The sequence below is a fragment of the Paenibacillus sp. HB172176 genome (assembly GCF_011947265.1).
Taxonomy (GTDB): domain Bacteria; phylum Bacillota; class Bacilli; order Paenibacillales; family Paenibacillaceae; genus Pristimantibacillus.
Genome location: NZ_JAATHD010000003.1, coordinates 449,674 through 475,688, shown reverse-complemented (window position 1 = coordinate 475,688; position 26,015 = coordinate 449,674). Strand labels below are relative to the sequence as shown.

The window sequence follows — 26,015 nt, the reverse complement described above, 5'->3', positions numbered from 1 at the left end:
GGTACCTCCTTCAATCACTGATGGTGTTTATTTTAGTAGTCTAGAGTTAATTTGGATAAATAGTCGGCAATCCCTTCAAGCTCCTGATCCGTTAAATCATATTGCTTCGCCATATGATTGCCCGGTTTTACCGCTTCAGGATCCTTGATCCATCTGTAGAGATTGTCGTACACCGTTCCCTCATTGTCGTATTTAATATCATCAGCATCGACATTGACAAGAATTCCGCCCACGCTGTCGCGACTGCCGATACCTGTCAGATTCGGATAAGCCGGACCGCCTTGATCGCCAATCGCATGACATACAAGACATTGGTTCGTTAAAGCTGCAGCCACGGCAGGATCGCTAGGCATCGCTACAGGAGCCTTGATCGCCGATGTCCAACGCTCGAATGAAGCTTGATCGACCGATTTCACCTTGAAATCCATCAAACCGTGAGAAGGTCCGCATAGCTCGGCGCATTTGCCCAAGTAAACGCCTTCTTTCGGTGCCGAAAAGTACATATGATTCACTGTACCGCCTGGATTTGTATCAATCTTGCCTGCAAGAGACGGAACCCAGAAGGAGTGAAGAACATCCGCCGTCTTGGCTTCGATCGCAATCGTCTTTCCCTTTGGTATGACAAGCTCTTGAGCGGTCTTGATTCCGTAATCAGGGTATTCGAATTCCCACCAATATTGATGTGAGGTAACGATAACCTTAATGGCGTCCGGATCATCACTTTGATCTTTCGACAAGTTGAATACCGATTGAACCGTAGGCACGCCAAGAATCACAAGCATGATTATTGGAATGACGGTCCAGATAATCTCCAGCTTATGATTGCCCTCTACTTGCTTAGGTATAGTCTTGTCCCCTTTACGTCTACGAAAACGAACGATAACGTACAAAGAGATTGCGAAGACGATGACAACCACCACAGACATAATAATGATTGAAGTCTTCATCAAATCCAATTGCTCTTGCGCGACTGGCCCTTGGGGATTAAGCGGAGACAAGTCTTCTCGTCCGCATGCCGCAAGCACCAAAACCATAATGGTTAATAGCGGCGCAAGCCGTTTTAAAAATTGCCACCGATTCATCATTAATCAACCCCACTTTTGACGTTTTCACAGCTGCCTTATTACGTGGCAAGCGGCCTGCTGCGTTTTTCACAGATGTTATGACAACCCCTGCAACTTAAATCACTTTATTAAATATAAAGTTGATGCCTGTTTTTGTCAACGCTCCACAGAGAGTTCACAAATTGTTCTCAAACCTGTCAAAATCGCAAGATTTATGCGTTTTTTTCCTTGTGTTTTGCTGGATCTTCTATATCCTAATTTGCCGCTTCTCTCTACATTGTGCACCAAAACCATGGTCAATTATGTATGATCTCCATAAGGTATATTTCCGGCTTCAAGACCAAAACTAAAGCATGAAAATCGATTGGAGGTTGCCAACCTATGATGAGACAATCGGCTCTAATCTTTCTTGTTGCAGCGCTGGTCGCAGCTTCAGGCTGCGGCAGTTACGAAAAGGTGCAAAAAAGCGATTACGATTATGGAAGCCGCGGCAAAAATGATTTGAAATCCGCGCAAAATCGTTCGTATGGCACGATGTCGAGCAATGCCGAACAGCATAATAACGCATACTTCGAATACAGCTCCATGCTCTCGAACAAGATAAGCTCGCTGAACGGCGTAGCTTCCGCAATCGTTATGCTGACCGACAAAAACGCCTATGCGGGCATCATGCTGGATTGGACGGCCGTCGGCACGAAAAACTCGGGCGGCACGGAAGAGCAGAATAACGGCGGAAGAAACAGGCTTCGATACAACTCAGTCCCGGGAGGTCCAGACGGCAACAGCCGAGTGCTGGCATCTCCTTATAATTCCTATTTCACGGTCAATGATCATAACGATATCTCGAATGAACTAAAGCAAACAATCGCGCTTCTCATTCGGGAAAACACGCCGAGCTTGCAGGAGGTTCACATTTCGGCCAATATGGAACTGGTCAACTATTTGAATGAATTCGCGAAGGAAGCATGGAGCGGGCATTCGCTCGAGCCTTATCTCGATGATTTCAATACGGTTGTACAATATTTCTTCGGCAATGGCACCGTCATGCCGCCTCCGATTACCGTTCCGGGAGAATATGCCCCGCAACAGAAGCAAATGCGTCGCCGTTAAATTATTCCTTCTATTATATGTACGTCAAAATCGTCATCGATTCGGCATTAAATGGAAGACGAGAAACACATGGATTCCTCGTCTTTCCCACTAATTTTTCGGCTTCATACCGTCTATTCCGATCTGCAAATGCTTCAGCGCAGATTCGTACTTTTTCCGATCCGATTCGTTTGTAGAGGATTGCTCCAGTTGCTTGAGCTCTGCCTCGAGCTGCGATGTCATCTGAAAGATCCGGTCCGCTGCTTTCATTTGCTTAGGTGCAGGAATGATTTTCCCGTTTGTTGTTTGAATAATCAATTGATTGTTATCGTCAATCTGGGCCAGAAATACTTCGCGCAGCTTCATATGATTTTTCTTAAGCTCATGCAAAAGCCAGCCTTCGTTTTTGCCGGCCGCCTGAAGCTCGTCCTGCAACGTTTGACCATCCATGACCACCGTTACCGGAGGCTTCTCTTCGCTTACCTTCCAGCCGAGCAAATCGGCGGTTACAGGCTGATATTCCTTCTTCAACATTACATTGAGCTCTCCGCTTGCTTCCATTACGGCAAATTCAACATCAGCCACTCGGAAAACATCTTTCTTCCTCAGCTGCTCGAGCAGCTCGTCCAACGTCATTCTTTCTTTGTGCAGCGATTTCTTATCGAGCTGTCCGTCTTTGATGAGCACAGTGCCCTTGCCGTCTACAAAATCTCTTATCCGCTTGTTCTTCATGGTCACAAATTCGATGCCAACCGAAACCGTCACCCAAACAACTAAGGAAATCAGCCCCAAATACCACAAATTATCAAGATCAAGTGAAATGTATGCAGCGATATTGCCTATAGAGATTCCCGTTATGTATTCAAAGAGGGAAAGCTCGGAAATCTGTCTCTTTCCCAGCAATTTTGTTAATACAAATAAAATGACAATAGCCACCATTGTTCGAAGTACAATTTGCAGCCAATCGGGCATCGTTTCATTCCTCCTTTTTTCTTATAATGCCCAATTATTCTTGCCAATATGAATGAATCATGGTAAAATAATAAGAATGTTGTATTTAACCTCGTCAATCCTCAATGAAATTCATAATTACCCTCTGATTTTGATTTCTTGACTGACCTATCCAACTCATGTTGTTCATGTTGTCATTCTGATTCACGCTGGCGCGGTCATTGGAGCCGCAAGGACGGAAGAGAGGCAGGGCTTTCGTTGTTTTAGAATAGCAAGTTCGCCGCCTTGCAAGCATGCGGTTTGCGGTTATAACGGGGATTCCATCACACAGCTGAGGCTGTTGGTTAAATAGTTTCAACAATAATTTAAGGGCTGCTCAGTCGGCAGATGCTGTGCCGACAGGGCAGCCCTGTCCAATTTCTTCGTCGTTTCTGTCAGTGAATGCTCTTCTTGCTGAAATTGCCTCCCATGACATCTGACACATGCTCAATCGCGATAAAAGCTTTCTCGTCAATTGATTGAACAATGCCTTTCAGTTTCGCCAGCTCCAAGCGCGATACGACGCAGTAGATTACCTCCGTCCCCTCGCCCGAATACCCGCCTTTGGCCTGCAGCAATGTAGTGCTTCTGCCGAGCCGATCCATTATGGCCTGCGAAATCTCTTCGAATTCCTTGGATATAATCGTAACTGATTTCGATTCATCCAGACCTTCTACAACAATATCAATGACCTTGATCGCAATATAATAGGTAAACATGGAGTACATCGCCGAGGTCCATTCGAACACAAATCCGGCAACGACGAAGATTAATACATTGAATACCATAATCACCTGACCGACCGCAATTCTGATTCGCTTTGAAATTAAAATCGAAACGATCTCTACGCCGTCAAGCGATCCGCCATATCGAATAACAAGACCAACGCCCGCGCCCAGTATCAATCCGCCGAATAACACGGCAAGCAGTTTATCTTCGGGGAAGGGACCCGAATGCTCGAAGAACGCTGTTGTAGCCGACATAATAATGATGCCGTACAACGTTGACAGGGCAAAGGTTTTCCCTAGTTGCTTGTAACCGAGAATAAGAAAGGGAACGTTCACAATGAAGAGGAACAAGCTCAGCGGCCAGTCTGTAATCGCGGAAAGCATAATGGAAATACCGGCAATTCCGCCATCGATTATATCATAAGGAACGAGGAACTTCTCCAACGCAATCCCCATTAATATAGAACCTATCGTTATAAAGACCAATCGTTTGAATATTTCCAGCTTAGACAATTTCTTATGTTTTTTATTTCCTGCCAAACCCTTTCCCCCTTTGAAGATTGAATATCTGCCTACAGTCATTATAACCGATTTTCGCTAGATTCCAAACTTATTTATGCGACAATCAGAACGATATCGAACTTCCGGAAATGGAGAAAAGCATCTCCAACCCTCAAAGGTCAAAGATGCTCATGTCATATATTCCAGCTTTCTTCCATCCATTAAGCATTAACTTTGTAGGCCAGCAATTCCTTCACATGGCTTTCGATTTGGGCAGGCTCATCGGTGGAGCCGAAGCGCTTCACGACATTCCCTTCCCGATCAACAAGAAATTTGGTGAAATTCCATTTAATCGACTTTGAGCCCAGCACGCCTCTTGCTTCATTCGTCAGCAGCTTGAATAAGGGATGCGCATCCTTGCCGTTCACATTGATTTTCGAAAATAACGGGAATGAAACGCCGAAGTTAAGCTGACAGGACTGCGCAACCTCGCTATCTGTTCCAGGCTCCTGATTGCCGAACTGAGAGCATGGGAAGCCAAGCACAGCAAAGCCTTGGTCCTTGTAATCATCGTGGAGCTTCTGCAGTCCGCCGAATTGCGGCGCAAAGCCGCAGCCCGTCGCTGTGTTGACAATAAGCATAACCTTCCCCTTGTAGGGCTCCAGAGTTTGTTCCTCGCCAGTTATCGTTTTCACTACAATATCATAGATGGACATTGAACGACCTCCTTCTTAATCGAATAACATCTAATTAAATTGTATGCAATTTAAACAAAGATGTCAACATTCTCTTCCAGCTCCAATCCTATCCGTACCTCAACGCCAAAAAACGCCAAGCTAAACCGCTTGACGTCTTCTTCTTAGCTTCTATTCCGAAATGACAGCACCTGCATAGCCTAACAGCACCCCAAGCAATGCTCCCGCCGCAACCTCGCTCGGATGATGACCAAGCGCTTCCTTCAGCTCCGATCGCCGTTTCTTATGAAACAATCCGGGATGGTTGCCCGTTAATCTCTCCACATCCTCGTCAAGATCATTGACCTGAATCGCAATTTCGCCAGCATGTCTGCGTATATTCATGGCGTCATACATGACGATAATTCCGAGCATGGACGCGATCGCAAACACTGGTGTCTTCATACCGTACTTGGTTGCCGTATAAGCAGCAAGCGCCGATACGCCGCTCGAATGGGAGCTGGGCATGCCTCCCGAACCGAATAACTGCTTCCAATCCCATTTGCCTGTACGGCAATAATGAATAGGAAGCTTCATTACTTGCGCCGCTCCTACCGCAACAAGCGCCGTCTCCAATCCCCGATTGGACATCATTCAACCTCCTCGGATAATTCCTCAACATGCCTTGAGTGTTCCCTAAAGGTTGAACGAGCATTCCCAGCCTGCAATTATCCTTGCTTCGATTTGCCGAGCAAGTCGAAATGCTTGCCGATATGCTTGCTCAAAGCAGCGTAATACGCCTCTTCCTGATCATTTAGCATGCGATAGAAGTCTTCTTTGAACAATGAATTGCCGGACTCGTCTTTCGCTTGCAGCAGAATGCCGTACGTAATATGAATAAGCTGCCTTGCATTGTCGTCGTTCATATATTGCGGCAGATCAGCGTCTGAAACCTCGGCCAATGGCTTGATTTTGGAAATGTCGGCCGACACGTGGTAATAGGCTGTCGCTTCCTCGAAATGCTCCAGCGCGTACTGATGCATGCGGCGATAAAGCGCCGGCTGAACCTCGGCAACGGTGCGTACGGCTTCAAGCCAGTTGGTTCCCGCGGTCTTCACATGCCATCTGCCCTTGGTTTGCTCTCCAATCATGGAGAACACGCTGAATTTGTCGCTTCCGGAATGAATGCTAAGCTTGTAGCCGAAATGATCGGCGATGGCTGCATGCAGAATCAATTCCTTCTCGAACTGTCCAAGATCGCCCACATAATCGATTCCCTTCTGGAATTCTCCGCAGAAGCGCGGAGCCATGCTGAATATTTCTACATTCTGATCATACAGCTCTTTGGCCACGAGATAATGAGATTCAGGCGCTGTCGGCGTCATCGTTTCATCAATCGAAATTTCAAAATCAATGCTGCGCCCGGCTTTTGTAATATAGTTGCGGTATATTTCAATCATATATTGGATGGCTTGATCATAGATCAGCACATTCTTCATCACGCTTTGTTTGTTGAAGGAAACCTTGTGAGAGCCTACCTCGTACTCTTTGTTCAAATAGCTTGATTCATAGCGACTCCGAACGTTCTCCGGCAGCTTCGCATATTTCTCGGACAGCTCGCTTTCGCTCAAGCCTTCGATCGTATTGTCGATCTTGTCCGAGCAATCCAGCGTAAGCATAGTGAAACCGAGGTCCAGAGACATCTTGATGTCTTCTTCAATCTTCAAGTGATCGCCATCCGCGCCGAAGCCGTCTCTGTAGCCTTCTTGAAAAGCGGCATAGCTTGCCGCATCCAACACTTCGCGATAATCTCTGCCCGTCAGATTCAGCTCGCGAATGCTCTGCTGAGCCAGGATCGGCTTCGCGTTCCTGCCGGAAATCGTTTGCAAATGTCCTGGACCCGCAAGACCGAGACGGTCGCCAAGCCCAAAGGTCGCAACCTCTCTTCCGAACGCCTGCGGAGCCAAATGAGGAAAGAATTGAATAAGCGCCATGCGATTGGCATGCGTGAGCGGACAGCTTTTATAACCATCATATTCAGTGCCTTCCAGTGAAGAATAAAGCTCTCCTTCTCCAACACACAGAATCGACTTTGTTTGATCCTGACGCACCATAATAAGTTTAGCGCCGTCATGCTCATGAATAGAACGGGGATATACCTTTACTTGATTTGTGGAAACAGGAATCTTGCCCTCTTTTAATTGCTGTGCAACGGAATTCATCACTTACACTCTCCTTTGTATTATTCATTATTCAATTGGAGCATTCACTTAGGATTGATTCATCCTTATTCTATGACAATATTGTATAATTATATAGATACAATATTGCTTTTTGTCGTTATAATAAACTTATATTGCGATAAATCTAAGGAGGAATGAGAGAGATGTATATCTCTACCGATTTCTTCATTGAACATGTGAAACGGGATCATGCCTACACGATGGACTCCTTCGACGAGCATCAAGGGTATGAAATCTATTATCTTCATGGAGGCGTGCGTCATTATTTCATTCAGAACAAGACCTACACTATTCGCCCTGGGGACGTCGTACTGATTGATAAGCATGATTTGCACAAAACGATCGAGCCTGGTACGAACAGCCACGAGCGCACCGTTGTTAATTTCAATGATCGCTTTCTTGAATCCTTCGGAAATTACAGCCAGGAGCTGCTGAAGATTTTCCAATCGGGACACAAGGTCCTAAGCCTGTCCAATCAAGAGCAGCTGCTTATTGAGCCCTTGCTCCTCCAGCTTAGGCAAGAATACGAATCGCCGACTCAGATGAATGTGCTGTTGCTTCGAATTCTGATTATTCAACTCTTGATTGCGCTCGAGAGAATTTCCGGGCACAGCGCTCCCGACGCCTGCTCCGCCTTGCCGGTACGCAACAAAGCAGCAGCAGAAATCGTGCACTATCTTGAAGCGCATTACGCAAAGCCATTCAAGCTTCATGAATTGTCGAGTTTGCATAACATAAGTCCGTACTATCTGTGCCGATCCTTCAAGGCATATACAGGCTTTACGCCTGTCGAATATTTGCGTCATGTTCGCCTCAACAAAGCACGCGAGCGGTTAATCGTGTCAAACGATCTTATTCAAAGCATTGCGGAACAGGTCGGCTACAGCTCGACCATACATTTCAATAGAGAGTTCAAGCTTGTCGTTGGCATAACCCCTTCCCAATTCCGCAAACGCAACAAAATGCAAGTTCCACTTTGAACATTCTCGTCGCCTTGCAGAGGCGCGGTATTGTTGGCTGCAGCGACAAAGAGGCTGTCCCTTGGTTCGCAAACCTTACGGACAACCTCTCTTATCAAACTTCTCAAACTTCGTTTTTCTCACAACAATCTCCTCTTGCACGAAGATTTCCTTATCTGAAATCACGACTTCGCCGCGCGAACTTCAATGACCGCTTCCTCCATCGATGCATGATAATAAAGATGAAGATCATTATTGTCCAGATACCATACATTATCCTCTTCCATGAAAAAGAGAATGCCTTCGCATCTCTGACTAATCGCCGGCTTCCTGGGAATATCCTGCGTAATTCCGAGCGAAAGTCCCGAATGGACGCTTCCGCATCCTCCCAGTCTTACGAATACGCGCAAGCTTTCGCCTCCTGTTAATCCCATCTCTTCCTTATACCATCTTGCAGCCGCCTCTTCCACTTCGATGCGCATCTCCGCCACCTCCTTACTCAATTACACCAATTATCTCTGGCCGCGTCAAATTGATTTGCTTTCCTATAGATCAAGCACAATCTCGGAGACGCCTTTCACGGACCACTCCATTGGTTCAAGAACAGGAAAGCGATTGGGAAATGCGACATGAATGATCATGACAACGCCCGGCTTGTTCAGCACGGCATCATAGAGATAGCTATCATTATGATAAAAGTAAGGAAATGATTCATCAGAATTAATGATGTCGAAAACAAGCACCTCGACCTGCTCCTCGAGAAATGATGTATTTTGCGGATTGTTACTCGCATCGAGCTGCAAATTCCGTTGCAAATACTCAAAAGCTGCGGCTGCGGCGGCAGTTGGATCAATACGCAATTCGCCTTCGCTTAGCGAAGTCTTGTCCAGTTGCTGTGCAGCGGCATGCACGGCGCGATTGACAGCGCGCTTGCTTTGGAACAATGTCTTCATCGCCAGCTCATCTTCAATTTGAATAAGATGAACGGACAGCCAAAGGGTCATCATGGCTATGATCAGCAGCAGCTTGTACAATCTCGATGCCTCCATTTCTTCTGGATAGCCTTGGCAGGCTTATTGTTAAGATCTCGGCACATATTCGCTCATTTTCATGCCATAGGCAGCCATTCGTTCATCGGCCGGTATCGGAGTTATTCCAATCAAAGAATCGATCAGAAAGAGCTGCTCGTACGGATAACTGATTCGAAGCGAGATACCCGTCCCCCGCATAATCGGCGCGCTTGCGATAGTCGGATCGACTCCGCTCGTCGTCGCAAGCTCGTATGAAATTTTATTCTCGTCGAGACCGAATTTCGCCAGTCGTTCCTTTGACTCTGTCATCATGTCCTCGCTGATATAGCCATAAGCGCCGCTAGCGCCGACCTCCAGCAAATAATCCACCTCTTGCTGAAGAACAGCTCCCCTCACGATAACGATATGCTTATAAATAGGAGAGAACATCATCCAGCACAACATAGCCGCGAACAGAATGAATATGAGAATCTGCTTCAAGGAGACATCCCCTTAATATAGTCGCTCATTGCGCTGCCCGACCGACCTATCCCTTGCTTCATTCCGTCATCTCCGTCCGCTATCGATGCGTAAATGGCCAGAATAACAAGTATAAACATCATCGACATTAACAAAGCCCGCATTAGAGCTCACCTCCACTCCAGCTCCTCCATGCAACAAACTTCCTTTTCTTATGGAGCAAGCTCGCCGATCTTCGTATTCGTCGTACTCCCTTGCGATTCAATCTGACTTCTTGTTCCTGTCGTGTCCTTCGTCACAATCGCGTTGAACATGACAATGACGACAACAAGCATCATGACGGTCATTAGAATATTGCGCATGCGCTCACCTCCCTTCCCTATGCATCAATCGGGCATGGCCCCCGTCAGCTTAATGCTTGAAAGAGCTTTTGCCCCTCTCGCACCCATGGATAGATAAAAATTTGAAAGGTATACAGAATAGGTACTCCCGCCAATACAAACAGCAAATAGGAGGTCGATTCCTTGCGGCTTAGCTTTGCTATCTCCAGCTTCTCCTTGTAATCGGAAATCCGCACGCGAAGCAGCTCATAATAATGAGAGCTTTCATGCTGGCGAAGCGCATCTATCGTTTCCACGAAGCTCATGCCTTCATCCGTGCCCAGTCTTGATTTGAAGACTTTGAGCGCGATTGCGGGGTCATGGTACCAGTCCGCAAGCAGTCCTTCGAGCTCCCCGCGCATCATTCTGGTGAACGGAACGCAGCGCATCAGCTTGGCATGAATATGCAGAGAGGATTCCGACAAGTACAGCAATTGATTGCTGATCATATAAATTTCCTTCGTAATTTGGAGCTTTCGCAGCTTGTGGAAGGCCCGAAGCCAGACACGATCCAGCCCCAGCGCAATCATAAGAAGAATGGGCATGCCCGTCATTATCTGCATCTGTGGGGACAGAAGTATGCTCCTAGAGAGGAGCGCCGCTCCTCCGGCGACAACGAGCAAGAGAATGACGACAAATCTTCGCGCCAGCAAGTACCAGGCGGGATCCGCCGTTACTCCGCAGCCGGCGAGCAGCAGCGCGCGTTCTTGATCAGCAGGACGCTCGATATGGATTGCGAGCCATTTCACCCAGTTCCTGGGCGCTTCCTTCGTTCTCCAGCTTAAGAAGGCCAATCGCTTCCATCTTGTCTTCCTTCTTGGCAGCAGCTGCAGCAAGAGGTAGACGGCCGTTCCGCCAAAAAGAAATTGACCTATCAATGAGCCTGTCCCCACCATCGCTTCAATCCAATTCGCCATGAACAAACCTCCTACATTTTTTTGCGCGAAAGCGATAGTCCCATTAGAAATGACAAGAAAATAAGCACAATGGCATTGAGAAGCATATCTCTTCCATGAGCGTCTTGCACATAATACAGATAAGCGTTTGCAGAGTTATAACGAATATTAATGCCAATGAACAAAGCGAGAAAAAAGATCGGCGTAAAATTGGCGATTCTAATCTCCAGCAGCTTATGCCTTTCCTGCTCATTCGTTCTTCTTGCTCCCCGCATATCTCCCAGCAGCTCCCGCAAATTATCGGATATGGATACGCCTTCCGTCAGGGCGACATGCAGCATATTGGCGAAATAGTCCGCCCATGCATGGCCAAGAGAGGACGAAAGCAATTTCAGGCTGCTCTCATCATCGCCCCGCAGCGTTAAATTCCGATACAGTTGCTCGAACACAGCCTGCATCCCGCCGATTAGCCTCCGCTCCTCCACCGCTCTTTGAAGCGCTATCCGCACCTGTCTTTCGCCCGTTACGAGATAGCATTGATAGAACAGCTCCACCGCTGGCAAGAAATCGATCTGCGCCTGCATTCTCCGATGAATGAGCAGCGTTCGAAGACTCAGATACGGGGTGAAGCCGACCGCAAAACCGAAAAGAAGCAGGCCCTTCGCCGTTTGAAAAAATAATCCCCCCGCAATAATTCCGAACAACAGGAGCAAGCTCGAAACTCCCAGAAAGGTCTCGGGAAGCATCGACATTCGCAGCGTTTCCAGCAGCTCCGCCAGATGCCTTCGCAATTCGTCATAGGCTTTGATGCTCGCAAGCCGGATGGCCAGTCGGCTCTTTCGCTTCCTATGCGTAAGTCTGCCGCGAAGCTCTTGCCTTCCTGTAACGAGGACAAACAAGGAATAGAGAGCAATTTGCAGCAGACAGAATAGGAGCAGACAAGCCGCTGTCAAGGATATCAGATTCATAGGCTCCACCCCGAACGCTTCATTCTTGCTCCGAATTTGTTGGAGGGCGAATCCGTAACGCTCCATTCCTCGCTGCTCTCGTCGAACCATGCCCAATCCGCTACGGCAACTTCTCCGCCGTGCCAATGCAGTTCGCTAATTCGGCTAATGATTCTTCTTCCCTTCCATAACCGCATTTCGATGCCGATCTCTGTTACATATTCCGTAATCCGCTTCACGAGCCGCTCAGGATTGAGCGCTCTGCCATCGAGCATGCACATGTCGGTAATCGCTTCCGGCACATCTTCAAGCCGATTGGCATGTACGGTTGTCATGCTTCCCGAATGTCCCCGCGTACATGCCCGAACGTAAATATTCGCATCATCATCGCGGATTTCCGCATGGATGATCCGCTTGGGAGATTGCCTGAGAGCAAGCTTGAAGGCTTGGCTGGAGGCATGCGCCGGATCGTCCTCGGATGTTTCATATTCAATAATATTTTTCGAAGGAAAATCTCTGCCCAGCATCATTTCGAAGCGATTTTCTATCGTAATGAGTCGTTCGTTGTCGGGCAGCTCTGCGATCAAAGCCTTCATCAAATTCGTCTTCCCGGAATTTGTAGGGCCGATAATTACGATATTGAAGCGCGCGGCAAGAACGGCTTGCAGCATATCGACCATTCTGGCGTCCAACGTTCGATAGGGCTGCTCGGCCAAGCTTTGAAGCCGAAAGCTGCGAACGGTATAGAATCGAATCGTAAGCGTGGGGACGGCGGTGAAGCCAAAGCCTGTCATCGTCACCCTGGACCCGTCTCGCAGCATAACCTCCGCCCACCGTTTCCGCGGATTAATCCGGTCGTTATTATAGAGCACCAAATTCTGCTGAATCCTTTCAACATCCTTCTGATGTTCGAAGGAATATCGGGAGGGAAGCGCCTCCCCTTCCCGAATTTCATAGATTGATGTGCCGACAACCTGGATTTCTTCAAGCCCCTCTTTGTCCGCAAGCACCAGCTCCAGCACATTTAGTCCGATAACCTCCGCGAATAGAGCCTCTGCCAAGCTTGCGAAGGGTCCCGCATGTCCGGCAATCGAATGCATTCGCATTCTCTGCAATCGATCTTCAATAATCGCCAGCATTTGATTTCGCTCCTGCGCAAAGCCGAGCACCGCTCGATTCAAGGTCTCGCTGTATTGCCTCCGCTGCTCGTCATTCAGTCCTCTGGGCGCGCTAAGACTGCTCCTGATCTCGTCGGCAAGCCGCTCAAATTGCTCCGAATCTGGCTGTTCCCCCTCTGGATATTGGGATTTCACGCGCTCTTGCCCCATTTGCTCCTGCTGCATTCGGGATGTGAATTGAGATACGGAGAACTTCTTCCTGCCATTATTCATAGGGATTCCGCTCCATTCCGCTGCTTGATGAGATTGGCAAACCACGGCCGCTTTCTCGCTTCCCTGCCCAAGCTTTCCCGAATACCGTGCCGCCGCAGCAACGCTTGAGCCGCTTTCTTCATCGCGCTCTTCCCACCGGCATCCCCTGTCAGCCATTCTTGATATTGACCGCGATCCAAGCTGTGAAGAAGGGCTTCACCCAGCCGAAATTCCTCCAGAGGAGAAACGCCTAATTCCTTGCAAATATCGTTCATTCCGTAATTGCCGACATTCCACGAGCCTTCTGTCATCACGCAATCATAGTCTTGAGGCTGAATCCGGAATTGCGGAGACATCTCCTTCATCCAGCGCGTTCCGTCTTCCTGGAAATGCGAAAGCGCGGACGTCGTTACCAGAATACGCGAATTCGCTCTATGCAAAGCGCACAGAATGGCGGCATTGTCCCAATATGCGCCTCCATCGACAATAAGGACGGAGAACAAGCTCTCTGCAACATCAAGCAGATGATCAATCTCATCCGGATTGAAATATTCGGCATATTCTCGGTTCAAGCAGCCGAACAGAATATGAAGATTCGGCTGCCGGTTCAACACATGCATCGATCGAAGCAGCATATGACCGGTCAGAGCTTGCGACTTCAGCTCCGGCTGCAGCTTGTCCAGCGTCATCTCCGGTTCATCAACGCCAACGTAACGATGCAGCTTGGCGCTCTTCAAGTGCAGGCATAGATAGCCGACAGGCTTATCGCTCGCTTCCGCCATTCGCATCGCTGCGGCAAACGCGGCAGTTGTTGTGCCGATATTCGGCGTCGTGCCGACAAAAACGACTAATGGCGCATGCATGCTTTTCAATTCAATCCACCTTCCTTGCCGCTGTCCGATCCAGCTTGATCTTCTTCGCCAATGATGCTAAAGGATTCGGGACTATAAGCAATGACGAGCTTGGCTTCGCCGCCCTTGCACAAGCTGTCGATTTGCAGCCATTGCTCTTCTGTCAGATTCAGATTGATATATTCGATATTGCCGTTTGCGTCTCTTCTCGATGCGTACATCTCCTCCTTATTGCCTTCCGCGAGCGACATGAGATGCGATTGCTCCATATTGTCAATCTCCAGGTTTCCGGAGCTCTTCACCGAGGCGACCACGACCGACTCCTGGAACAGTCTTCCGGAGCTTCCCGATTCGCTGGATATGTACACGCGGATGCGGTCCCCGGCGCGAATGCCGTTGGAGATCGACCTGATGTAGTCCTTTGGAATTTGGAAAGTGGATTGCAGCGCGCTCGGCTGCAGCCCGTATTCATTGAATTTCCAGCTCAGCACGGGTTCGCCGCTTCCCATCGGCATCGCCGCCTCCTTGCCGATGATTTCTCCCGCATCCCTGATCATATCGGGCAATACGGCGTTTGACGGAAGTCCTGCCAACGCCAGATCCGATGCCTTGATATGCTCGCCGGCCGAAATGAATCTCTTCGGAACGACGACCTCAATCGTCATCTGTCTTTCAATCTGCTGCCGTTGCAGTTGATATAGTCCGTAGACAATCGCCGCCGACAGCATTGCGGCAATAAAGCTTAACCAGATATTCCGTCTTCTGTTCATGAGTGCTCCTTACCGAGCATACAAAAAAGAACGCAAGTCGGGCTTCGGCCTATGCCGAAGCTCTGCTTGCGTTCTTCGCAAAAGAGATGCTCTTGATTTATGATTTCGAATTCCAATTGAGCCTATAATAGCAAAATGAACTCAAATTGTCTATCCCTTTTTGGATTTAAAAGTCAATTAAGCCTACGCTAATGAGCAAGGCATCATCCACTTTACGCATCGTTTCATCGTCCAAATGCGTTATTTTGTCCGTTAGCCGTTGTTTGTCAATCGTACGAATTTGCTCCAGCAGTACGACGGAATCACGATCAAAGCCATGAGTAGCGGCATCCATCTCCACATGCGTCGGCAGCTTGGCCTTCTGGATCTGAGCCGTAATTGCCGCTACGATAACGGTCGGACTGAAGCGGTTGCCGATATCATTCTGAATAACGAGCACCGGACGGACTCCTCCCTGTTCGGATCCTACGACTGGCGACAAATCAGCAAAAAATACATCTCCGCGTTTTACAATCAAGCTCTACACCCCGCTAACAAGACGACCCAACGTATGTTCCGCTTCTTCCTCCGCTTGAAAAGCTTCCGAGGCCATATTCAGGTTAATTTTCGCCATTTCCATGTAGCCGCGTTGCATGGATTCCCGAATTTGACGTTTTTTTCGTTCCACGAGATAAAGCTTCATGGCCTGCCTAATAAACTCGCTGCGGTTGGAATTCTCCTTGGCAACGATTCCATCGACCTCTTCAAGAAGCTGATCGGGCAAGCTAATCATGATCCTTTTCGTATTATGCACATTGGCCACCGAACTCGCACCCCCAAAACTTTTCCAATCCCTCATTACACATTATGACAAAAAAACGCTGCTCCTATACTTCAACATATCTATGATGTCCGTATATCAAATATGCTACATAGGATATATGCTGAATTTCGCAGCTCATCCAACTATCTATATTCGTGCAATTACCGTCAATTTCCTCTATTGCTGCAAAATAAATGTCGATCAGTTTCCCGATTGTGAGTTCTGAATGTGCAATGCATTTCGGGAGCTGGTGATGAGGCCGTTTTCTCGGTAGACACGTGGAACCCGCGCTGCCAACATGCATATCGCTTCATAATTAATCGTTCCCAGTTGATCCGCGATTTCTTCGACGGCTATGACGTTTCCATTCTGTTCGCCAATCAGCACTACTTCTTCTCCCGCTTCGACCGGCGGAGAAATCCCGTTATCGTCCTCAAGGGCGATCATGCATTGATCCATGCAGATCGTTCCCAGTATGGGAAGCTTTCGTCCTCTTATCAAGCCATGCGCCTTGCCGGTCAGCATCCGGCTGTATCCGTCCGCATATCCGATCGGAAGCGTTCCAATCCGCTCATCGGTCTTCGTAACATAGCGTGAGCCATAGCTGATTCCCCAATGGGGCGGCGCGGTCTTCACATGAACAACCGTTGTCTTCAGCGTCAGCAGCGGCTGCAGCTTGACCTTATCGGGATTCACCTCGCGAGACGGATACAAGCCGTACATGCTAATGCCCAGACGAACCATGTTGCCCGCCCACTGCGGCGTATCCAATCCTGCGGCGCTGTTGGCGGCATGAATAATCGGTATCTCCCAGCCATTGCGCTTCACAGCTTCTACGATCTCCGAGAACCGATCGTATTGCAGCTTCGTATAGCTCTTGTCTTCCTCATCCGCTCTCGCATAATGAGTGAACAAGCCCTCCACCTCCAGCCTGTCGTTGCCAAGCGCACGTTCAATGAAAGAGATGGACTCGTCGAATCCGAGCACGCCAAGCCGGCCCATGCCCGTATCCAGCTTAATATGAACCTTCAATCTCGCAAGGTCTCCCCGATCAGGAAGCGCGGCTGCCGCGGCAAGCACATCCTCTCGGAACAGACTGATCGTTATATGATGTTCGCGTGCAAGCTCCAGAGCTTCAGCGGGAACGTAGCCAAGCACGAGAACAGGCGACTGAATGCCGGCTTTTCGCAGCTGGAGCGCCTCGTCCAGAAAGGCGACGCCCAGATAATCCACACCGAAGCGTTCAGCCGCCTCTGCAATTTCGATTGCTCCGTGTCCATAAGCATTTGCTTTGACCGATGCCATAAGCTTGCATTCCTTCGGCAAGGTCGCGCGAACCCGATGCAGATTGGAGCGCAATGCATCAAGCGATATCTCTGCCCATGTCGGGCGGTAATACGAATCCAAGTCGGTCACCTTCTTCTTCTCATCACACCTGCAGTCCGAGCGGCAAACACTAATAGTTCAATGTTAAACGTTGCTGCGGGGACTGTCAATGAAATGAGCTTTAGATTCAGCTAGCACGTCTTGGAAATTGCGCAGACCGCGGATCTATTTGTCAATTTCGCCAAGAACTGACTGAGCAACCTTGATCATCTCCGACTCCGGAAGGTTTCCGCTGGACAGCTTGAATTCATTGCCCTGATAAATCCATGTTAAAGTTTGAAGCTCGTCTCCAGCCGTAATCTCCCCTACCGAGGAACCGACATTGACCATCAGGCCCGGCACTAGCGAGGATGCTTTATCCTTCGGCTGAGTCTGAATAAGCGTATAGCTGTAGATGCCGTCGAAGCGCGTCATCACGCCTTTGTTTCCGCCGAATACAATATCGGTCATATCTTTCTGGGATACGCCTTCCGGCAAATAAGAAGGACCGTAAGCGATGAACGGACTGGAATCGATATCTTCCAGACTTGCAGAAGCGTCATCCCCTTGCTCGACGCCGTCGTCATCCGGTGAAGCCGCCGCGTCGTCATCCGGATTGCTGCCTGTGCCGTCGTCGCTATTTTGATCATTGCCGACCGCATCGTCGTCTCCGCTGACAGCGCCCTCGTCATCCTGCGATGCAACCCCGCCATTATTCTGCTCAGGAGTTGCCATGGTTTCTTGGTCATCAGGCTCTTCTGCATTCGACTGGGAAGCCTTCATGTTCGCTTCGGTCTCAAATACGCTGTCTTCGAATTTCGGCCCGAATTTGAACGAATCGAATTTCACATCGACCATCACCGCCGCATTCGTATCGCTCACCTCAACCTGCATCGGACTCAGATCGGATTTGTTCAGCCATATTTTCTGTCTTGCCAACGTTCCGTTGTTGTAATTGGCCATAACGTCGAATACATAGGCGTTGTCCTCGGCGGCGAACTGTCTCGAGCCGTCCACCAGAATGCTCTGAATCAACGTCTGATAGAGATAGACCTGTCCTTGATTCTGCGGCCAGTCGCTTTGGAAGCGGAAGACTTTATTGAGCTTCGGCGTAAGCACGAACACGCCTTCGTCATTGCGCAGCACGATTTGCGTAATATCCTTCGCTTCATTCGTCAGCTTGATGCGGTAGAAGGAAGGCTTCTGATAGGATACCTCCACTTGATATTCCAGCGGCTGCTGACCGGTATGAAGCGTCATTGTGCCGCTTCCTTGATAGCTTTCCATGTTGCTGACAACCTTGTCGAGATCCTTCACAACGGACTCGGCGTTCTTCGTACCGCAAGCGGACAATATGAGTGTGAAACACATAAAGATTGCCGCGGTCCATCCCATGCGACGCATGAAATCATCCCCTCTGCACAATGTTTTTACTGGCTGATAACATGTCTATGAGGGAACTTGACCATTTATGCGGACTAGTTTGACAAGCATGACAAGCAATTCGGCAACCCTGCCTTCCGTCGCTACCGTCAACATATCCTTCCAATTAATTGTTGCTTATCTGGCTGTGGAGAGATACATCCGTCTCAAATCCGCAACCCCCGCCCGCCGTCGGAGCGCTTCCCCGCCTTAAGACCAGTAGCAAGAATAGACCGGGGACCGTTACGAGCGGAAGCATCAGCAGGTAGAATAAGGACATAAGCGAGACACACGAAAGGATGTTTGAAAAAATGAAAAAATTATTTCGATCAACAACGGATCATAAGTTCTCGGGATTATGCGGCGGCATCGGGCAATGGCTTGGCATTGATTCTACGATTATTCGATTGCTCGTGGTCATTACCGCATTTTTCAGCTTCGGGGCAGTGCTCTTGATTTACATTGCCGCTTCCATATTTGTTCCGAAGGCAAGCGAGCATGATTTTCATTATTCCAACCACTACAACTACTAATTTGATTAAGGGAGAGATGACAAGATGGGTATTCTGGAACGCATGATTCATATGACGAAGGCAGCTGCTAATGAAATGCTGGATAAAGTTGAAAATCCGGTTATGATGCTTAATCACTATTTGAGAGATTTGGACGAGGAAATTATGAAGGCTGAACGAAGCTTGGCGCAGCAGCAAGCTCAGGAGCGTATGTTTGTTTCGAAATATGATGAAGCGAGCGCCGGAGCCGCGCATTATGAGAGCAAGGCAGAGCAAGCCGCTGCCGAAGAGCGCGAGGTTGAAGCAAGGGCGGCTCTCGAAGCAAAGCTTCTCTACCTGGAGCAAGCCGAGGAAGCCTCCAAGCTTCGCGAGCTTGCAAAGAAAGCAACGCTGGAGCTTGAACTGCATATTGATTCTTTGCGAGCGGAGAAGCAGAAGCTGCAAGAGAAGCGCGAGGAGCTTCTTGCCAGAATGAGACGCACAGGAGGCAGTACTGGGAGCTATTCAAGCTCCGTCCACGGTCTGCAAGCAGGAGCTGCGACCAAGGGGTTTGAACGCATCGAACAGAAGGTGATGGAGATGGAAGCGCAGCGGGAGCTTGCGCGTACTTCGCAAGGAGCTTACTCAAGCTTCGCTCCGCATGATCTTCGCTCGGAACAGCGCAACGCTCTTGTCGAAGAGCAATATAAGCAGCTTCTTGCCAAGAAATCCGGCAGCTAAGCAACAAAGCCAGCTAAGCTTGCTTGGCTTTCATATAGAACAGCGCCCCTCAGCTGAAAGGGGCGCTGTTTGTTTCATCCGCAATATTTTGCACAATATCGACTTCGATGGTTTTCATTCCATCCTCCAGTGAAACGGTCTCCGGCTTCAGCAACGCGCCAAGGTCGCACTATCCTATTTACAAAGTAGTTTCATTCTGTCTCTCAGTCTCCCGCTTGCCTCCTCGAAACAATCGTCCCATCGCTGATTTGAAGCAGACCAGAGCAATAACAAGGAAAGCCAGCGCCCATACGATGGCCGGGATGCCCGTCGCCAAATCCAGGCTGGTCGCGTCACCTGCCGAATAAGGTTGAAGCGCCGCGAGATAGGCGATGACGAAGGAGGAAACGACGGATTCCACCAAACAGAGAAAAGCAAGAAGCAAATAATAAACCTTCTGCGCCCATCTTGGCGCGAGCAGAGCGACTAAGCCTGTAATAACGGTAAAGCCCGCGCACCACGCGGCGCCGTATCCATTCCTCACAAATAAAATTAACGCAATGCCGGCAAGCAAAGCGATGATGATCAAGCCAAGCTTTTCTTGGCCGCGGGCATAAAGCGCGAACAGCATAGCGGAGAATAGCGCCGCCCCGATATAGCCTGCGGAAGCAACGGGAACGATCGACCACCCTTCGGTCAGCTGAGTATAGGTAACGCCGCTCTGATCCCCGTAGAGATGGATCTCCATCACCTTTCCTTGAAGCAGCAGCGCCGCCGCGGCATGAGAAAGCTCGTGCACCAATGTGTTCACGTTGCGGAAGAAGGAAGAGAAGGGGATGAATCTCGTTAAGACGAGAACGGCGAACAATAATAGAGTCGTGCGAAACCACGAAATCAGATGAACCATCCTTTCTATGCTCAGCAAAAAAGCGGGTATGCGATCCTCCTAATCATATCGCATCGATTTGAAAAGCGAAAGAAGAGCATGCTCTGAGCAAGCATGCTCTTCTTTCGCTTTCGATTGCAAATCTCCGTCTCCGGCTATTTCGCGGTGCGGAAATAATAAACCCTGGAGGAAAAATCCCCATGGAACTGCGGTTTGGCCAGACCCGCGTACATCAGTTCATCTCCGCCGAATACAGACTGCTCCTCAACCTCGGCAGCCTCTCCTTGCAGCACGTAATCGCGCTGCGGATCAAGTCCTTGGAGGCGGAATTTGCCAAGCGGAGCATTCGGCTCTTGAAGGACGGTTGCGTAGAAGATGAACGCCTCCGAGCGATTCTTGGACACGAACATCCAGGCCGTGTCATTGCCCTCGAACGGACTGAGCAAACGGTAGAAATCGCCTTGCTGAACCAAAGGCCGAACCTCTTTGTAGAGCGCAATCTGTTTTCTGGCCAATTCCTTCTCCTCGGGGGTGAAGGTCGTCAGGTCCAGCTCGTAGCCAAAGTTGCCGGACAATGCCACATTGCCCCTCGTATCAAGCGAGGTCACTCGTTCGACTTGATGATTCGGCACCGCGGACACATGCGAGCCCATCGAAGAGACGGGGTATACGATGCTCGTGCCATATTGGATTTTCAATCTGCAGACCGCATCGGTATTATCGCTCGTCCAGGTTTGCGGCATATAATAGAGCATGCCCGGATCGAAGCGTCCGCCGCCGCCCGAGCAGCTCTCGAACAGAATATGCGGGAAGGCAGAGGTAATCCTCTCCAACACCTCATAGAGGCCGAGCATATAGCGATGCGCCGTCTCGCGCTGACGCTCCGCCGGCAGAAGAGCCGAGCCGATCTCCGTCATATTCCGGTTCATATCCCATTTCACATAGGTAATCGGCGCACTGGACAGCACATCGGAGATAACCGCTACCAGGTGATCCTGAACATCCTTCCTGGACAGGTCCAGGATAAGCTGCTGTCTTGCTTGCGTTCTTCTTCTTCCCTCCACATGCAGGCACCAATCCGGATGCTCGCGATACAACTCGCTGTCGGGCGAGATCATCTCCGGCTCGAACCATAAGCCGAATTGCATGCCGCTTGCCTTCACCCGGCCAACCAGATCCTCAAGGCCTCTCGGCAGCTTGTTCCGATCCACGAACCAATCGCCAAGCGAGGTCGTGTCGTCGTCGCGTTTGCCGAACCAGCCGTCATCGAGCACGAACAGCTCAATGCCGAGCTCCTGTCCCGCGCGGGCGATTGCTTCAATCTTGTCCGCCGTGAAGTTGAAATAAGTCGCCTCCCAATTGTTGATAAGAATAGGGCGAACCTCGTCTCTGAACGCGCCGCGGCATAATCTTGTTCGATACAAATCATGATAGCTTCTCGACATCCCGCCAAGACCCTCGTGCGAGTGCACAAGCACCGCCTCCGGCGTCTGGAATTGCTCTCCCGGCTCCAGCCTCCATTCGAAGTCGAAGGCATTGATTCCGGCGAACACCCGTGCGGTATGAAAGGGATCCACTTCAACGCCGGCCATGAAGCTGCCGCTGTACACCAGACTGATGCCGTATACCTCGCCCGTCTCTTCCGTAGACCCGTTCTCCAGCAAAGCGATGAACGGGTTCTGAACATGGCTGCTCGAGCCTCTGCGGCTTTCGATCATCTGCATGCCTGGAACCAGGCCTCTCTTATGCACATATCTCTCGCGTGCCCAGGCGCCGGATAACTGCAGCATCTCATATTGATCGCCGGGCAGGTCCACGCTCACGCTAAGCGCCCGGTTCAGCTTCACGGCCTCTGAGCCGTTATTGATGATTTTGGCCGATCTCGTAATCGCATTATAGCTCTCGAATACCGTATAAGTCAGCAGCACCTCAACAGCGGTTACGGCATCCCGCATCGTAATTTCGAGCGTCTGAGCTTCGTCCGCAGACTCGACGTACACGGCTGGCAATCCTTCAAGCTCAGGCTTGCCCGCGATGATGCGATGGGAGACATAGGTGAGCTCCGTTATCGACGAACCGTTGCCGTGCTGCGCCTCCAACGCCGGTGTCCGGAAATCCGAGCTTCCGTACGAAGGATATTCCTGGGGCAAAGTGTCCAGCGACAGCTCCATCTGCGACAAATCCGTGCTCGGCGTGAAGGATGAGCGGTTCGTAAGCAGAAGCTGGCGCTTCCAGCTCGCGCCTCGTATCTTCCTTCCCCAATAATAATGCGCGAGATAGCCTTGCTTCGTAATGCCGATGACATAACTCGTATTGGAAGCTTGCAAGTGAAAGACCGCTTCCTCTTCATGATAGTGAATGGACATGGCTTATTCCTCCCCAAAATTAATGGCTATTCTCTTCTACAGGCTTGCTTCCGCAGCTTTCACGAATAACGAAGGTTGTATTCATCGTGACATGCATCGCCGCCTCTCTTCCTTCCAATCTCTCGAGCAGCATTTGAACGCCCGATCGTCCCAACTGCTCGGTATGGGCCCGCGCCGTTGTAAGCGGAGGGGTCAAATAGGCCGCGATCTCGATATCGTTGAAGCCGATGACCGCCATGTCGTCCGGCACCCGAATATTCGCCTCATGCAGAGCCCTCAAGGCGCCTACCGCCATGGGATCGCTCGCGACAACGCAAGCCGTTGGTGCGCTTCCTTTCATCAGAAGCTCCTTCATCGCCAGGTATCCGCCATGGGAGGACCAATCCGCCTCATGCTCCAGTGCCGCGTCATATCGTCCTTGCTCCTGCATGATCTGCCGGTACATCTCGCTTCTCGGATTGACGCTGGAAGCGTACATCGAATGCGGATTGAAATGATGGATGCCTTCATATCCGCCGATGAACGCAATGCGCCGATGTCCAAGCGCCAGCAGATGATGAAGCGAATCTCTCATCGCGCCTTCAAAATTCAGCTTAATCGTGTCGAATTCGCTTAGCTCCTCCACATGATTAATGAATACGACACGATCCTTGCGTGGAAAAATGCCGAGAATATCCCGCGCATCTATCGATCCCAGCACAACAAGGCCGTCAAGCTGCTGAACGGATGGCAGCTCAAGCTTCTCGCCAACCCTCAGGATGACGGAAAGGCTCAGTCCCATTTCCTCGCAGCGTCGCTCGATGCCGCCGCGAATGGATGAGAAATAGGTATCACGCTTCTCGTCATCCACCGACGCAAGCATAATCAGCCCGATTTGCAGCCGCGCGCGTTCATTCTCTTGCTTCTGTTTCCGGAGGCGGGAGGGCTTGTATGCCAGTTCCTCGGCAATGCTGAATATGCGCTGCTTCGTATCCTCGCCGACGGCAAGAGTCGCGTCATTATTTAGCACCCTGGATACGGTCGCGGGAGATACGCCTGCTTGCCGGGCGATATCTTTGATCGTGGCCATAGGCTCCCCCTCATTTTTAGTTAATATTTTTACTAAATTTAATCAAATCTATCCTAACAGAACAGCGCGCAAAGCTCAATACGCAATTTGTCATTTGATTACCTTGCCGCCTTTCCGGGTAGTATAAAGAAACGAAGCATGCTGCAACCTTTTCGCACATTCTCTGCGTCTGAAGATTAAGCTTCTACTATAAAGACCGGGGGGGAAATCATAATGTCAAAACGATATGGCATCTTCATCGTCCTCGCGCTGCTGCTTCTGGCGGGCTGCACGAGCAGCAGTGGAAATTTGATGGATAACAATACGAATAATGTGAACTCGCCAACCGTTCAGCCTGCCGCAACGAACGGCGCAACTCCTGCGGAAGCCACAAATTCGCCTGCGCCAACCGCTGCTGAAATCACAACGGCGGAGCATCCAAGGGATGCTGCGAATGCGGTAATGACAGCTTTAAGCGAGAATGACCTGGATACGCTCAATCGTTATATTCATGGGGAGAAGGGCATCTTGTTCTCGCCCTATGTCGCCATCGACACGTCAACAGCCGTCTCCTTCCAGAAGGACGCATTGCCCGGATGGGACGACGACAAAGTCTATGAGTGGGGAACGCTCGACGGCTCCGGCGAACCGATCTCGATGACCTTCCAGAATTATTATCAGAAATTCGTCTATGATCAGGATTTCTTGAAAGCCGATGAAATCGGTTGGGATGAAATCAAGGGCTCCGGCAATACGATTCCGAATATCGAGGATGTATTCCCCGGCAGCTTTGTGGCCGATTATCACTTCAACGGCTTTGACGCGAAGAACGAAGGCATGGATTGGGAAAGCCTGATTCTGGTGCTGGAAGAGGTCGATGGAAGCTGGTATGTGAGCGCGATTGTTCATTCTCAGTGGACGATTTAAAAGGAGCGAAGCTTCAAAATAACGAAAGGCATGGAAACGACCGCTTCCGCGACAATCGATTCCATGCCTTCTTGGCGCCGCGATTTCGTAAAATGCAGCTTCCTTATTTCTTTTTGCCTGGAGCCTTCGTAGGCGCTGCCGTCGGAGCCGGCTTAGGAGCCGGCTTGGGAGCTGCCGTTGGCGCAGCGGTCGGTGCTGCCGTCGGCGCTGCGGTTGGAGCCATGGTCGGCGTCATTGTCGGCGCAGGCGAACTTGAGGGTGTTTCCTCCTCCTGCATTTCCATGCGTCCTTTGCCCTCTTTGCGTTTTTCCTTCGCTTCTTCCTTTGCTCCATCCTTCCAGTTGCTGCTCTGCTTGCTTTTATGCTGCTTGCGGAGTTCCTTCACCAATTGCTCTTCATTTTTGCCTTCTGTCTCGATGCCATGCTCCTTCGCAACTCTTTGCAGTTGCTCTAATCGCTCGGCTTTATGCTCGGCTTTATAAGCCTCCCATTTTTCCTTGTTTTCGGCCTTCGCCGTCATAAGTTCTCTCTTCAGCTCTTCCGCGGATTTCCCCTCCGTCTCGATGCCGAAGTAAGCAGCCATTTCTTGCAGCTTTTGCATCCGGTACGCCTCGAACTGCTCACGTGACATTTCTCTGCGATGATGTTTATGGGAACCGCCATCCTGCAGATTCGGCTCTTCTTGAAGCATTTCGGTCTGGGACGAGCTTGCGTTTGCGCTGTGAGCGGACCAGGACGCCGCAGATGCGGCTACAGCGACAGCAATTGCGAATAGACGCATTTTTTTGAATAGCATGGAATGTTCCACCTTTCTGATCTGTTGTTGGTTGGCGAAGCTGCATTCCATTAGAGATTGCCTCTTCTGGATTATTTTATCCATGAAGCGACAGGATTAGACATGCTGCGGCAATCAAATCACCGCGCATTATCTTCCACACTTTTTTTCTGACAAACAGAAATTTTGTTTGATTTATAACCATAATAGATGTACCCTATGATCATCTGCCGTTCCATTCCAGACAGAAGGGAGTACGAA

Annotated in this window: 29 protein-coding genes; 5 read left to right on the top strand and 24 right to left on the bottom strand. The window is 49.8% G+C overall.

Features of this window, described 5'->3' with window-relative positions; all coding sequences use genetic code 11:
- Window positions 1-32: 32 nt before the first annotated feature.
- Window positions 33-1,085 (bottom strand): cytochrome c oxidase subunit II, encoded by a 1,053-nt coding sequence (gene coxB, locus HFP08_RS07050; protein WP_168119844.1) that lies wholly within the window; start codon window positions 1,083-1,085, stop codon window positions 33-35.
- 360 nt (window positions 1,086-1,445) lie between these two features.
- On the opposite strand from coxB, the gene HFP08_RS07045 reads away from it, so the two are divergent.
- The gene (locus HFP08_RS07045) at window positions 1,446-2,174 is read left to right on the top strand and encodes a hypothetical protein (protein WP_168119843.1); all 729 of its coding nucleotides are present in this window, start codon (window positions 1,446-1,448) and stop codon (window positions 2,172-2,174) included.
- 90 nt (window positions 2,175-2,264) lie between these two features.
- On the opposite strand, the gene HFP08_RS07040 is transcribed toward HFP08_RS07045, so the two are convergent.
- From HFP08_RS07040 to HFP08_RS07020, 5 genes are all read right to left on the bottom strand, one after another.
- Complete coding sequence (locus HFP08_RS07040; protein WP_168119842.1) at window positions 2,265-3,125, bottom strand: DUF421 domain-containing protein; 861 nt, start codon at window positions 3,123-3,125, stop codon at window positions 2,265-2,267.
- Window positions 3,126-3,538: 413 nt separating this feature from the next.
- Window positions 3,539-4,453, bottom strand: coding sequence for a YitT family protein (locus HFP08_RS07035; protein ID WP_168119841.1), 915 nt, complete (start codon window positions 4,451-4,453; stop codon window positions 3,539-3,541).
- A gap of 140 nt (window positions 4,454-4,593) precedes the next feature.
- On the bottom strand, window positions 4,594-5,088 hold the full coding sequence (locus HFP08_RS07030; protein ID WP_168119840.1) for a glutathione peroxidase: 495 nt from the start codon (window positions 5,086-5,088) through the stop codon (window positions 4,594-4,596).
- Between the two features lie 150 nt (window positions 5,089-5,238).
- A complete protein-coding gene (locus HFP08_RS07025; RefSeq protein WP_168119839.1) occupies window positions 5,239-5,700 on the bottom strand; it encodes a divergent PAP2 family protein in 462 nt (153 codons plus the stop codon).
- A 74-nt stretch (window positions 5,701-5,774) separates the two neighbouring features.
- Window positions 5,775-7,268 (bottom strand): tagaturonate epimerase family protein, encoded by a 1,494-nt coding sequence (locus HFP08_RS07020; RefSeq protein ID WP_168119838.1) that lies wholly within the window; start codon window positions 7,266-7,268, stop codon window positions 5,775-5,777.
- A 155-nt stretch (window positions 7,269-7,423) separates the two neighbouring features.
- Between HFP08_RS07020 and HFP08_RS07015 the strand changes: the two genes are divergently transcribed.
- A complete protein-coding gene (locus tag HFP08_RS07015) occupies window positions 7,424-8,269 on the top strand; it encodes an AraC family transcriptional regulator (RefSeq protein WP_168119837.1) in 846 nt (281 codons plus the stop codon).
- Window positions 8,270-8,430: 161 nt separating this feature from the next.
- Here the strand turns inward: HFP08_RS07015 and HFP08_RS07010 are convergent, their stop codons facing one another.
- The 14 genes from HFP08_RS07010 to HFP08_RS06945 all read right to left on the bottom strand — a co-directional run bounded on the left by HFP08_RS07010 (window position 8,431) and on the right by HFP08_RS06945 (window position 18,523).
- Window positions 8,431-8,730: a HesB/YadR/YfhF family protein gene (locus tag HFP08_RS07010; RefSeq protein WP_168119836.1), complete on the bottom strand. Its 300-nt coding sequence runs from the start codon at window positions 8,728-8,730 to the stop codon at window positions 8,431-8,433.
- A 63-nt stretch (window positions 8,731-8,793) separates the two neighbouring features.
- Entirely contained in the window at window positions 8,794-9,282 is a 489-nt protein-coding gene (locus tag HFP08_RS07005; RefSeq protein ID WP_168119835.1) for a hypothetical protein, read from the bottom strand.
- A gap of 45 nt (window positions 9,283-9,327) precedes the next feature.
- Complete coding sequence (locus tag HFP08_RS07000; protein ID WP_168119834.1) at window positions 9,328-9,759, bottom strand: hypothetical protein; 432 nt, start codon at window positions 9,757-9,759, stop codon at window positions 9,328-9,330.
- A complete protein-coding gene (locus tag HFP08_RS06995; protein ID WP_168119833.1) occupies window positions 9,756-9,902 on the bottom strand; it encodes a hypothetical protein in 147 nt (48 codons plus the stop codon). The genes HFP08_RS07000 and HFP08_RS06995 overlap by 4 nt, the downstream gene beginning before the upstream one ends.
- Before the next feature lie 48 nt (window positions 9,903-9,950).
- A complete protein-coding gene (locus HFP08_RS06990; RefSeq protein WP_168119832.1) occupies window positions 9,951-10,100 on the bottom strand; it encodes a hypothetical protein in 150 nt (49 codons plus the stop codon).
- A gap of 44 nt (window positions 10,101-10,144) precedes the next feature.
- Window positions 10,145-11,035, bottom strand: coding sequence for a hypothetical protein (locus HFP08_RS06985; RefSeq protein ID WP_240941151.1), 891 nt, complete (start codon window positions 11,033-11,035; stop codon window positions 10,145-10,147).
- Between the two features lie 11 nt (window positions 11,036-11,046).
- Window positions 11,047-11,982 (bottom strand): hypothetical protein, encoded by a 936-nt coding sequence (locus HFP08_RS06980; protein WP_168119831.1) that lies wholly within the window; start codon window positions 11,980-11,982, stop codon window positions 11,047-11,049.
- A complete protein-coding gene (locus tag HFP08_RS06975) occupies window positions 11,979-13,352 on the bottom strand; it encodes a CpaF/VirB11 family protein (protein ID WP_168119830.1) in 1,374 nt (457 codons plus the stop codon). Before HFP08_RS06975 ends, HFP08_RS06980 begins: the two co-directional genes overlap by 4 nt.
- Window positions 13,349-14,194 carry a hypothetical protein gene (locus HFP08_RS06970; RefSeq protein WP_481856551.1) on the bottom strand — a complete coding sequence of 282 codons (846 nt, stop codon included), beginning with the start codon at window positions 14,192-14,194 and terminating at the stop codon, window positions 13,349-13,351. Before HFP08_RS06970 ends, HFP08_RS06975 begins: the two co-directional genes overlap by 4 nt.
- A gap of 5 nt (window positions 14,195-14,199) precedes the next feature.
- Window positions 14,200-14,952, bottom strand: coding sequence for a Flp pilus assembly protein CpaB (cpaB, locus tag HFP08_RS06965; protein ID WP_168119828.1), 753 nt, complete (start codon window positions 14,950-14,952; stop codon window positions 14,200-14,202).
- 166 nt (window positions 14,953-15,118) lie between these two features.
- Window positions 15,119-15,469 carry a type II toxin-antitoxin system PemK/MazF family toxin gene (locus HFP08_RS06960; protein WP_087569551.1) on the bottom strand — a complete coding sequence of 117 codons (351 nt, stop codon included), beginning with the start codon at window positions 15,467-15,469 and terminating at the stop codon, window positions 15,119-15,121.
- Window positions 15,470-15,472: 3 nt separating this feature from the next.
- Window positions 15,473-15,754 carry a CopG family ribbon-helix-helix protein gene (locus tag HFP08_RS06955; protein WP_168119827.1) on the bottom strand — a complete coding sequence of 94 codons (282 nt, stop codon included), beginning with the start codon at window positions 15,752-15,754 and terminating at the stop codon, window positions 15,473-15,475.
- Window positions 15,755-15,955: 201 nt separating this feature from the next.
- Window positions 15,956-17,161 (bottom strand): alanine racemase, encoded by a 1,206-nt coding sequence (alr, locus tag HFP08_RS06950; protein WP_168119826.1) that lies wholly within the window; start codon window positions 17,159-17,161, stop codon window positions 15,956-15,958.
- Between the two features lie 144 nt (window positions 17,162-17,305).
- Window positions 17,306-18,523 (bottom strand): outer membrane lipoprotein-sorting protein, encoded by a 1,218-nt coding sequence (locus HFP08_RS06945; protein ID WP_168119825.1) that lies wholly within the window; start codon window positions 18,521-18,523, stop codon window positions 17,306-17,308.
- 329 nt (window positions 18,524-18,852) lie between these two features.
- Here HFP08_RS06945 and HFP08_RS06940 point away from each other — a divergent pair, with 329 nt between their 5' ends.
- Both HFP08_RS06940 and HFP08_RS06935 read left to right on the top strand, forming a co-directional pair.
- Window positions 18,853-19,074 carry a PspC domain-containing protein gene (locus HFP08_RS06940; RefSeq protein WP_168119824.1) on the top strand — a complete coding sequence of 74 codons (222 nt, stop codon included), beginning with the start codon at window positions 18,853-18,855 and terminating at the stop codon, window positions 19,072-19,074.
- Between the two features lie 24 nt (window positions 19,075-19,098).
- Window positions 19,099-19,773: a PspA/IM30 family protein gene (locus HFP08_RS06935; RefSeq protein WP_168119823.1), complete on the top strand. Its 675-nt coding sequence runs from the start codon at window positions 19,099-19,101 to the stop codon at window positions 19,771-19,773.
- Window positions 19,774-19,951: 178 nt separating this feature from the next.
- Here the strand turns inward: HFP08_RS06935 and HFP08_RS06930 are convergent, their stop codons facing one another.
- The 3 genes from HFP08_RS06930 to HFP08_RS06920 form a co-directional block, all read right to left on the bottom strand.
- Window positions 19,952-20,659: a M50 family metallopeptidase gene (locus HFP08_RS06930; protein WP_168119821.1), complete on the bottom strand. Its 708-nt coding sequence runs from the start codon at window positions 20,657-20,659 to the stop codon at window positions 19,952-19,954.
- A gap of 134 nt (window positions 20,660-20,793) precedes the next feature.
- Window positions 20,794-23,004, bottom strand: coding sequence for an alpha-galactosidase (locus HFP08_RS06925; protein WP_168119819.1), 2,211 nt, complete (start codon window positions 23,002-23,004; stop codon window positions 20,794-20,796).
- Window positions 23,005-23,023: 19 nt separating this feature from the next.
- A complete protein-coding gene (locus tag HFP08_RS06920; RefSeq protein ID WP_168119817.1) occupies window positions 23,024-24,073 on the bottom strand; it encodes a LacI family DNA-binding transcriptional regulator in 1,050 nt (349 codons plus the stop codon).
- A gap of 213 nt (window positions 24,074-24,286) precedes the next feature.
- Here HFP08_RS06920 and HFP08_RS06915 point away from each other — a divergent pair, with 213 nt between their 5' ends.
- Complete coding sequence (locus HFP08_RS06915; RefSeq protein WP_168119816.1) at window positions 24,287-24,979, top strand: hypothetical protein; 693 nt, start codon at window positions 24,287-24,289, stop codon at window positions 24,977-24,979.
- Between the two features lie 103 nt (window positions 24,980-25,082).
- Here HFP08_RS06915 and HFP08_RS28990 read toward each other — a convergent pair whose 3' ends face one another.
- Entirely contained in the window at window positions 25,083-25,775 is a 693-nt protein-coding gene (locus HFP08_RS28990) for a hypothetical protein (RefSeq protein WP_206109193.1), read from the bottom strand.
- Between the last annotated feature and the right edge of the window lie 240 nt (window positions 25,776-26,015).

What these genes read in the sequence shown, in the direction of transcription:
- HFP08_RS07045 (WP_168119843.1), top strand. Translation starts at nt 1,446, where the DNA reads ATGATGAGACAATCGGCTCTAATCTTTCTTGTTGCAGCGCTGGTCGCA.
- HFP08_RS07010 (WP_168119836.1), bottom strand. Translation starts at nt 8,730, where the DNA reads ATGCGCATCGAAGTGGAAGAGGCGGCTGCAAGATGGTATAAGGAAGAG.
- HFP08_RS06980 (WP_168119831.1), bottom strand. Translation starts at nt 11,982, where the DNA reads ATGAATCTGATATCCTTGACAGCGGCTTGTCTGCTCCTATTCTGTCTG.
- HFP08_RS06975 (WP_168119830.1), bottom strand. Translation starts at nt 13,352, where the DNA reads ATGAATAATGGCAGGAAGAAGTTCTCCGTATCTCAATTCACATCCCGA.
- HFP08_RS06935 (WP_168119823.1), top strand. Translation starts at nt 19,099, where the DNA reads ATGGGTATTCTGGAACGCATGATTCATATGACGAAGGCAGCTGCTAAT.
- HFP08_RS06930 (WP_168119821.1), bottom strand. Translation starts at nt 20,659, where the DNA reads ATGGTTCATCTGATTTCGTGGTTTCGCACGACTCTATTATTGTTCGCC.
- HFP08_RS06990 (WP_168119832.1), bottom strand. Translation starts at nt 10,100, where the DNA reads ATGCGCAATATTCTAATGACCGTCATGATGCTTGTTGTCGTCATTGTC.
- HFP08_RS07040 (WP_168119842.1), bottom strand. Translation starts at nt 3,125, where the DNA reads ATGCCCGATTGGCTGCAAATTGTACTTCGAACAATGGTGGCTATTGTC.
- HFP08_RS07030 (WP_168119840.1), bottom strand. Translation starts at nt 5,088, where the DNA reads ATGTCCATCTATGATATTGTAGTGAAAACGATAACTGGCGAGGAACAA.
- HFP08_RS07015 (WP_168119837.1), top strand. Translation starts at nt 7,424, where the DNA reads ATGAGAGAGATGTATATCTCTACCGATTTCTTCATTGAACATGTGAAA.
- HFP08_RS06920 (WP_168119817.1), bottom strand. Translation starts at nt 24,073, where the DNA reads ATGGCCACGATCAAAGATATCGCCCGGCAAGCAGGCGTATCTCCCGCG.
- HFP08_RS07025 (WP_168119839.1), bottom strand. Translation starts at nt 5,700, where the DNA reads ATGATGTCCAATCGGGGATTGGAGACGGCGCTTGTTGCGGTAGGAGCG.
- HFP08_RS06940 (WP_168119824.1), top strand. Translation starts at nt 18,853, where the DNA reads ATGAAAAAATTATTTCGATCAACAACGGATCATAAGTTCTCGGGATTA.
- HFP08_RS07035 (WP_168119841.1), bottom strand. Translation starts at nt 4,453, where the DNA reads ATGACTGTAGGCAGATATTCAATCTTCAAAGGGGGAAAGGGTTTGGCA.
- coxB (WP_168119844.1), bottom strand. Translation starts at nt 1,085, where the DNA reads ATGATGAATCGGTGGCAATTTTTAAAACGGCTTGCGCCGCTATTAACC.
- HFP08_RS06945 (WP_168119825.1), bottom strand. Translation starts at nt 18,523, where the DNA reads ATGCGTCGCATGGGATGGACCGCGGCAATCTTTATGTGTTTCACACTC.
- HFP08_RS06985 (WP_240941151.1), bottom strand. Translation starts at nt 11,035, where the DNA reads ATGGCGAATTGGATTGAAGCGATGGTGGGGACAGGCTCATTGATAGGT.
- HFP08_RS06970 (WP_481856551.1), bottom strand. Translation starts at nt 14,194, where the DNA reads ATGCATGCGCCATTAGTCGTTTTTGTCGGCACGACGCCGAATATCGGC.
- HFP08_RS06915 (WP_168119816.1), top strand. Translation starts at nt 24,287, where the DNA reads ATGTCAAAACGATATGGCATCTTCATCGTCCTCGCGCTGCTGCTTCTG.
- HFP08_RS06995 (WP_168119833.1), bottom strand. Translation starts at nt 9,902, where the DNA reads ATGCGGGCTTTGTTAATGTCGATGATGTTTATACTTGTTATTCTGGCC.
- cpaB (WP_168119828.1), bottom strand. Translation starts at nt 14,952, where the DNA reads ATGAACAGAAGACGGAATATCTGGTTAAGCTTTATTGCCGCAATGCTG.
- HFP08_RS28990 (WP_206109193.1), bottom strand. Translation starts at nt 25,775, where the DNA reads ATGCTATTCAAAAAAATGCGTCTATTCGCAATTGCTGTCGCTGTAGCC.
- HFP08_RS06925 (WP_168119819.1), bottom strand. Translation starts at nt 23,004, where the DNA reads ATGTCCATTCACTATCATGAAGAGGAAGCGGTCTTTCACTTGCAAGCT.
- HFP08_RS07020 (WP_168119838.1), bottom strand. Translation starts at nt 7,268, where the DNA reads ATGAATTCCGTTGCACAGCAATTAAAAGAGGGCAAGATTCCTGTTTCC.